Annotated in this window: 9 protein-coding genes and 1 pseudogene; 2 read left to right on the top strand and 8 right to left on the bottom strand. The window is 68.4% G+C overall.

All coding sequences use genetic code 11. From position 1 onward, the window contains the following. Positions 1 to 73: 73 nt before the first annotated feature. From JF66_RS12660 to ddaH, 5 genes are all read right to left on the bottom strand, one after another. Positions 74 to 445, bottom strand: a complete 372-nt coding sequence (locus JF66_RS12660; RefSeq protein WP_035878611.1) for a type II toxin-antitoxin system death-on-curing family toxin — start codon at positions 443 to 445, stop codon at positions 74 to 76. Continuing rightward, positions 442 to 648 (bottom strand): ribbon-helix-helix protein, CopG family, encoded by a 207-nt coding sequence (locus tag JF66_RS12655; RefSeq protein ID WP_231556411.1) that lies wholly within the window; start codon positions 646 to 648, stop codon positions 442 to 444. The genes JF66_RS12660 and JF66_RS12655 overlap by 4 nt, the downstream gene beginning before the upstream one ends. Positions 649 to 695: 47 nt before the next feature. Then, positions 696 to 1658, bottom strand: a complete 963-nt coding sequence (locus tag JF66_RS12650; RefSeq protein ID WP_035878608.1) for an acetylxylan esterase — start codon at positions 1656 to 1658, stop codon at positions 696 to 698. A gap of 41 nt (positions 1659 to 1699) precedes the next feature. Then, positions 1700 to 2986, bottom strand: a complete 1287-nt coding sequence (gene rocD / locus JF66_RS12645) for an ornithine--oxo-acid transaminase (RefSeq protein WP_081882370.1) — start codon at positions 2984 to 2986, stop codon at positions 1700 to 1702. Between the two features lie 73 nt (positions 2987 to 3059). Continuing rightward, the gene (ddaH, locus tag JF66_RS12640) at positions 3060 to 3929 is read right to left on the bottom strand and encodes a dimethylargininase (RefSeq protein WP_051973503.1); all 870 of its coding nucleotides are present in this window, start codon (positions 3927 to 3929) and stop codon (positions 3060 to 3062) included. A 215-nt stretch (positions 3930 to 4144) separates the two neighbouring features. Between ddaH and JF66_RS12635 the strand changes: the two genes are divergently transcribed. Further along, positions 4145 to 4582, top strand: coding sequence for an Lrp/AsnC family transcriptional regulator (locus JF66_RS12635; protein WP_035878604.1), 438 nt, complete (start codon positions 4145 to 4147; stop codon positions 4580 to 4582). Positions 4583 to 4599: 17 nt separating this feature from the next. On the opposite strand, the gene JF66_RS12630 is transcribed toward JF66_RS12635, so the two are convergent. Then, positions 4600 to 5361, bottom strand: a complete 762-nt coding sequence (locus tag JF66_RS12630) for an ABC transporter permease (RefSeq protein ID WP_035878602.1) — start codon at positions 5359 to 5361, stop codon at positions 4600 to 4602. 139 nt (positions 5362 to 5500) lie between these two features. Between JF66_RS12630 and JF66_RS12625 the strand changes: the two genes are divergently transcribed. Further along, positions 5501 to 5890, top strand: coding sequence for a GntR family transcriptional regulator (locus JF66_RS12625; protein ID WP_231556410.1), 390 nt, complete (start codon positions 5501 to 5503; stop codon positions 5888 to 5890). 70 nt (positions 5891 to 5960) lie between these two features. Here the strand turns inward: JF66_RS12625 and JF66_RS12620 are convergent. Then, a pseudogene (locus tag JF66_RS12620) lies at positions 5961 to 6934 on the bottom strand (NAD-dependent epimerase/dehydratase family protein). After that, positions 6931 to 7136 (bottom strand): hypothetical protein (locus tag JF66_RS12615; protein ID WP_035878600.1); only part of this gene is annotated, 206 nt, incomplete at its 5' end. The gene JF66_RS12615 and the pseudogene JF66_RS12620, both read right to left, overlap by 4 nt.

Genomic DNA, 7136 nt, shown 5'->3' with positions numbered 1-7136 from the left:
GCCCGCCCCAGCAGCGCCTCAGCAGCGCCTCAGCAGCGCGACCGCAGCGCGACCGCAGCGCGACCGTGCGGGATCAGGTGCGCGGCACGCGGTGCGCCGCGATACGACGCTCGGACTCGTCGAGGTCGATCCCGCCCTCCGCGACACCGACGACGAGGTTGAAGCCCTCGTCGGTGCTGAAATTGTGGGCGAAGCCGTTGATCCACAGGAACAGCACCATGAGGGTCCATCCGGTGCGCTTGTTACCGTCAACGATCGGATGGTTCCGCACGAGCGATTCGAGCAAGGCAGCGGCCTTGCGATCCAGCGTGGCGTAAGCATCCAGACCGAACATGGATGCGGACGGTCGCGCCAGGGCGGAGGCGAGCAGCCCGGAGTCGCGCACGTAAAACCCATACCGCTCGGTCACCTGGAGGGCGTCGTCCATCCCCAGGTAGCGAGTCATGCGTCTTCGAGGCGCTGGAGCAACTCGGCATCGTGGCTCATCACAAACTGCAAACCGGCGTCGATTTCAGTGCGGCGCGCGTACCGTTCCACGGCGAGACCGGCGGCCTCCACGATGAGCGCGTGCTTGGAGGTGTGGCGCTGCCGGGCGATCTCTTCCAAGGCCGAATCGAGTTCGGCGGGGAGACGGATTGTCATGGCCATAGCACGATGGTACCACTGTGGTACCAGAACCCTCAGGTCAGGTCAGGTCAGGTCAGAGCCGAACCGAAGGCCCGCAGCGCGAGCGCGTCGTCTTCCCAGGCCCCGCCCTCGTGCCCGTTGTACGGCCACACGGTGATCTCCTTAGGCCCGGTGTAGTTGTTGAACGCGCCGAACACGGTCGACGGCGGGCAGATCGGGTCCATCAGCGCCGCGGTGGCGGTGAGCGGCGCGACCGCCCGCTTGGCGAAGTTCACGCCGTCAAAATAGGAGAGCACGTCGTGCACGGCCTGCGTGCGCGGCCGGTTGGTGGCCAGGTACACGCCGAGTTCCCGGTACGGCATGGCGTCGGTGACCACGGAGGCCCGCGCGAAGTCGCACAGGAACGGCACGCGGGCCACGACCGCGGCCACATCGGGCACGAGCCCGGCCACGGCGAGCGCGATGCCGCCGCCCTGGCTGGTTCCCATCACTCCCACCCGGTCGGCGTCGACGACGTCGAGGCTGCGGGCGGCCTCGACCGCGCGCACCGCGTCCGTGTAGAGCCGTCGGTAGTAGTAGTTTTCCTTCGACTCAATCCCGCGGGTGAGAAACCCGGGAGCCTGCGGTCCACTGCCGCCCTCGTCGGGGGTGTCGCCGGTGCTGCCGCCCCAGCCCTGCCCGCGCAGGTCCATGTCGACGTGCGCGTAGCCGGCGGATGCCCACAGCAGGTTTTCAAAGCCCTGCCCACGTCCGCGTCCGTAGCCGTGAAACTGCACGATGGTCGGCAGCGGCCCGGTCGCCCCGGCGGGAACGCGCAGCCAGGCCTTGATCGGCTGTCCGCCAAACCCGGCGAAGGTCACGTCGAAGACGTCTAACGTGCTGATGCCCGCATCGACCCGCGTGACCCTGACGGCCAGCGGATGCCGCCGCGTCTCCGCGAGCGTGCCCGCCCAGAACTCGTCAAAGTCGGCTGGGTCGGTCTGGGTGCTGCGATACGCGCGGAGGTCGGCTTCGGGCAAGTCGGTGTACATGTCCCCAGCCTAGGTCGAGCAGTAGCGCACCCGCTCGGAGGTCAGTGCGCCGAGAGTTCCTCGAGCACGATGCGAAGCTGCTCCACGGCCCAGTCCACGTCTTCGGCGGAGACCACGATCGGCGGCGCAAGACGGATGGTGGAGCCGTGGGTATCTTTAGCGAGCACACCGCGAGCCATCAGCGCCTCGCACACGGCGCGGCCGGGGGCGAGCTTCGGGTCGATGTCGATTCCGGCCCACAGCCCGGCACCGCGCAGCCCCACCACGCCGTGGCCGATGAGTTCGGTCAGCCCGGTGTGCAGGCGAGTACCGAGGTCACGGGCCCGCTCCTGGTATTCACCCGTCGCGAGCATCTGCACCACCGCGAGGCCCACGGCGGCGGCCAGTGGATTGCCGCCGAAGGTCGAACCGTGCTCACCGGGCTTCAGCACGCCGAGGATGTCGGCGTTGCCGACCACCGCCGACACCGGCACGATGCCGCCGCCCAGTGCCTTGCCAAGCAGGTACAGGTCGGGCACGACACCCACCAGATCGCACGCGAACGTGGCTCCGGTGCGGCCGAGTCCGGACTGGATCTCGTCGGCGATGAACAACACATTGTGCCGCTGGGTGATCTCGCGCACGCTCGGCAGGTAGTCGGCCGGCGGCACGATGATTCCGGCCTCACCCTGGATGGGCTCGAGCAACACGGCGACGGTGTTCTCGTCGATGGCCGCCTCGAGCGCGGCCGCATCACCGAACGGCACGATGCGGAAGCCCGGCGTAAACGGCCCGAACCCGCTGCGCGCTGACTCGTCGTCGGAGAAGCTGATGATGGTGGTCGTGCGGCCGTGGAAGTTGCCGGCCGCCACAATGATGTTGGCCTGGTCCGCCGCAACGCCCTTCACCCGGTAGCCCCAGGCACGGGCCACCTTGATGCCGGACTCGACCGCCTCGGCGCCGGTGTTCATGGGCAGCACCATGTCTTTTCCGCACAACTCGGCGAGCGCGGTGACGAACGACCCGAGCTGATCGTTGTAGAACGCCCGGCTCGTGAGCGTGATCCGGCCGAGCTGCGCCCGGGCGGCATCGAGCAGCACAGGGTTTGAGTGCCCGAAGTTCACCGCTGAGTACGCGGCGAGGCAGTCGAGGTACCGACGCCCGTCGACATCCGTCACCCACGCACCGTCGCCGGAAGCCACAACCACCTCGAGCGGGTGATAGTTGTGGGCCGCGTGCGCGGTTTCGAGGGCGATAGCGCCGGCGGCTGTCACAGCGGATGCCGTGCCGACGGATGCCGCCCCCGCCACGTCGGGGTGTGCATGCCGGGGCGTCAGGGTCGTCATCATGTCCTCACTCGGGTCTCGGTGTGTCGGGTATCGGTGTCTCAGGTATCGGTGTCTCGGGTCTCGGTGTCCCGGGTCAGCGGCGCAGTTCGAGGGTGCAGCACTTGACGCCGCCGCCGCCGAGCAGCAGCTCGGAAAGGTCGACGCCGATCGGGTTGTAGCCGCGTGCACGCAGCTCGCGTTCGAAGTCCTTCGCGCGCGCTGCGATGACCACGTTGTAGCCGTCAGAGTAGGAGTTCAGGCCGAGGATGGCGGCGTCTTCCTCTGTGGCAATGATGGCGTCCGGGTAGCGTTCGCGCAGGATCGCGAGGCTCGGCTCATCGAAGGCGCTCGGCAGATAGGCGATGTTCGTCTCGTCGAGCTTCGCGATGGCGGTGTCGAGGTGGTAGAAGCTCGGGTTTATCAGGTTGAGCGTGATCACCGGGCGGCCGGCGATCTCCGCGAGTTCGGCGTGGCTGTCGGAATCGCTGCGGAAGCCGGTTCCGGCCAGGATCACGTCGCCGACGAGCAGGAAATCGCCCTCGCCCTCGTTCGTCTCGACGGGTACGCGCACGTCGAAGCCGTTGGCCCCGAACCAGTCCATGTAGGCAGGGCCTTCGGCCTGGCGCTGCACGTGGGTGAACTTCGCGCCGTAGGCCTGGTTGTCGATGACGAACCCGCCGTTGGCCGCATAGACCATGTCGGGGAGGCCGTCGATCGGGTCGATGAGGTGAACCTCGTAGCCGAGGCCCACGTAGGTGTCATAGAGCGTCTGCCACTGCGCCACGGCCAGCGTGGTGTCGGTGGGCAGCGCGGGGTCCATCCACGGATTGATCCGGTAGACCACGGTGAAGAACTCGGGCTTGCACATCAGGACGGTGCGCGTTACGGGCGTGCGCACCGGGACGGCGGGGGTGGACGCGGTATCGGTGGACGCGGTGTGTGTGGACGCGGTGTCGATTGTCATGGTCTGACTCCTCATATCGGCTCCGCGCAGCGAACCGGCGGAGCGTGTCATGGATGGCGGACCAGGTCACTCACGAGAGCCCGGCACGGTCAGGGACCGCACGCGGGACGCCTCTTCTAGTGTCACACAGCCCGAATCAACGTTGCACGCCGAATCGCGCACGTAATCCGCGCGAATAGCCGCTCTCGCGCAATAAATACGCCTACACTGGCGAAATGGACAACCTTGATCGCAGCATTCTCGACCTGCTCCGCCAGAATGCCCGGGCAGGTTACGGCGACATCGGCTCCGTCATCGGCCTGTCGGCATCCGCGGTGAAACGGCGCGTGGACCGCCTGGTCTCCGACCGCGTGATTCGCGGCTTCACCATCCAGGTCGACCCCGCCGTCGACGGCATGAGCACCGAAGCCTACGTCGAGTTGTTCTGCCGCGGCACAGTGGCCCCGGAAGAGCTGCTGCGCATCCTGTCCGGCGTGCCGGAGGTGGTCGACGCCGGAACCGTGACGGGCAGCGCCGATGCCATGGTGCACATTCGGGCGCGCGACATCTCGGCGCTCGAAATCGCCCTGGAAAAGGTGCGGCTGGCACCGAATGTGGACCACACGCGCAGTGCGATCGTGCTCTCCCGCCTGATCCACCGTGCCAGCGACTAGCGCCGGCGATTCGCGTCTCAGACCAGGGCGTTGACGGGCTTCTGCCGCAGGGGTGAGAGCAGGTACAACAGCGTGACCGCAGCGATCGACCCCGCGCAGAGGATGCCGGCGAGCACGACGATCTGAAAGCGCCCGGCCTCCAGCGGCGATGCCCCGCCGAAGATGGCACCCACGAATGCCCCGGGGAGCGTGACGAGCCCGGTGGTCTTGGTCTGGTCGGTCGACGGGATCATCGCGAAGTACACGGCGCGCTGCGCGAGCTCCCTCGTCGACTGCCGGGGTGTGGCTCCCAGAGCCAGCCAGCCTTCGACCTCTTCCCAGTGCTCGGTCACGGCCTCGCGGAATCGCCGGCCGGAGAGCGTGGCGATCGACATTGCGTTGCCGATCACGATTCCCCCGATCGCCAGCACATACCGCGGCGAGAATTCAATCGCGCCGGACACGAAGATGATGCCGAGCGTGACCGCTACGCCGAGTCCCATCGCGGTGGCCACCCAGAGAAAGTGCTGGCCGCTCATGCCGATTCGCCGGGTGACGGTGGAGACCGCCGCCCCGAACATCACGAGCAGCCCCACACCCACCCAGAGGGGATCGTTGATGATGCCGCTCAAGATCAGGCTGATCGCGGCCAGCTGCAGGGCCCCGCGCAGCAGCGCGAGCGGCGGCGCAAACGGATGCCGCGTGCGGTAGCCGCGCAGCACCAGCGACGCGACGATCATCAGCACCACCACGCCGAGCAGGGTGGGCAGCAGGCCCGTGAGGGTCTCGACGATGGTCATGCTTCGACACTACGCACTTCCGGTCGGCGCACGAGTCAAGGATTCTGCAAGACAGGCCGCTCGACCGCTTGCCACGACGCCCGCAACTTGCCACAATGACCAACACAGCACTACACAGACTGCAGCGCAAGGAGATGTCGTGCCCGAGTCCATCGTCAGCATCGATTCCACGGCGGCCGCGCCGCCCTTTGAACAGATCCGCACCCAGATCATTGAGTCTGTGCGCTCGGGCGCCCTGCCCCCCGGAACGCGCCTGCCCACGGTTCGAGCGCTGGCCACCCAGCTCGGTATCGCCACCAACACTGTGGCCCGCGCCTACCGCGAGCTCGAACGCGACGACCTGATCGAGACGCGCGGGCGGATGGGCTCCTTCATCGCCGCGAACGGGGACGCGGCGCATCGGCACGCGCAGGAAGCCGCCATTGCCTTTGCCGCGCGTATCGAGAAGCTCGGCATCGACCCGGACGAGGCGCTCGGCCTGGTCACCCAGTCCCTCGGCGCGCTTGCCCGTTCCGACCCCTCGAGCTAGCGCTCTGGCTGGTTGGAGCTAGCGCTCTGGCCGGCTCGGTCCAGCTCCCCGGCCGGCGCGGTCCGGCTCTCTAGTGGCTCGGGCGGTAGGAGGCGGCCAAGCGAGCGAAACCCTCGTCGAGGGTGACGGCCGGCGTCCACTGCAGTTCGGTTCGTGTGGCTCGCTGGTCGAACCAGTGCGCGGTCGACAGTTGCTCGGCCAAAAAGTGCGTCATCGGCGGTTCGTCCGCACCCGGTCGCACCCGCCACGCGGCCTCGATCAGCGTTCCCGCGCCCCGGGCGAGCGTCGCCGGAACGCGCCACGCCGGCGCGCGCACTCCCGCGGCCGCACAGATTCCCACGAGCAGCTCCGCCACGGGCCGAGGTTCGCCGTTGGTGATCACGTAGGACCGGCCGTGCACCGCATCGACGCGGTTGAGGGCCGAGTGGATGGCCGAGGCCGCATTGTCGACGTAGGTCGTGTCGATGAGCGCAGCACCGTGTCCCAGTAACGGCAGCCGACCGGCGCGGGCACGGTCCACGATCCGGCCGATGAGTTGCGTGTCGCCGGGGCCCAGACGAGGTGCGGGCGCACGGCAACGACGCGCAGCGCGGCGGAGTCGGCGGCGAGGGCGAGGAGTTCGGCTCGCGCCTTCGTGCGCGCATAGTCGCCGCGCGCCCTCTGGGGATCGGCGGTCAGCGCGCCCGTACCCATGATGGACGCTCCGGCGTGCGCCACCGAGGGCGACGACACATACACGAGCCGGGCCACGCCGGCATCCGTCGCCGCGGCGAGCAGCTCGCGGGTGCCTCCCACGTTCACGGCCTCGAATTCCGCGGGATCGCCGGCCAGCGACACCTTGGCCGCGAGGTGCACGACCGCGTCCATGCCGCTGACGGCATGTGCCACGTCGGAGGACGAGGTGAGCGATCCACACACATCCTGAGCCCCGAGAACACCGGAGGGCCTGCGCTGGAACGTGCGCACGTCGTGTCCGGCCGACACGATCTCGGCGGCCACGGCCCGGCCCAGAAAACCGCTCGCTCCGGTCACCAGCACCTTCACGGCTGCGTCATCCGCCCGCCGGATAGAATTCCGGCCGCCCAGCGCGACAGCAGCGAACGATCGATCTTGGAGTTGTGGCGAATGTCGGTGGGCAGAGCCGGCACGACGATGACCGCGGCCACCGGCACGGTGACGGATGCCCGCACCGCGGCCGCCAGCGCCGCCGACGCCAACGCCACGCGCCGGACCCCCGGCACCGTCT

The organism is Cryobacterium sp. MLB-32 (genome assembly GCF_000738085.1).
In the GTDB taxonomy this organism is placed as follows: domain Bacteria; phylum Actinomycetota; class Actinomycetes; order Actinomycetales; family Microbacteriaceae; genus Cryobacterium.
Note: the sequence above shows the minus strand (reverse complement) of the source record. Positions and strands in the feature narration are given on the sequence as shown.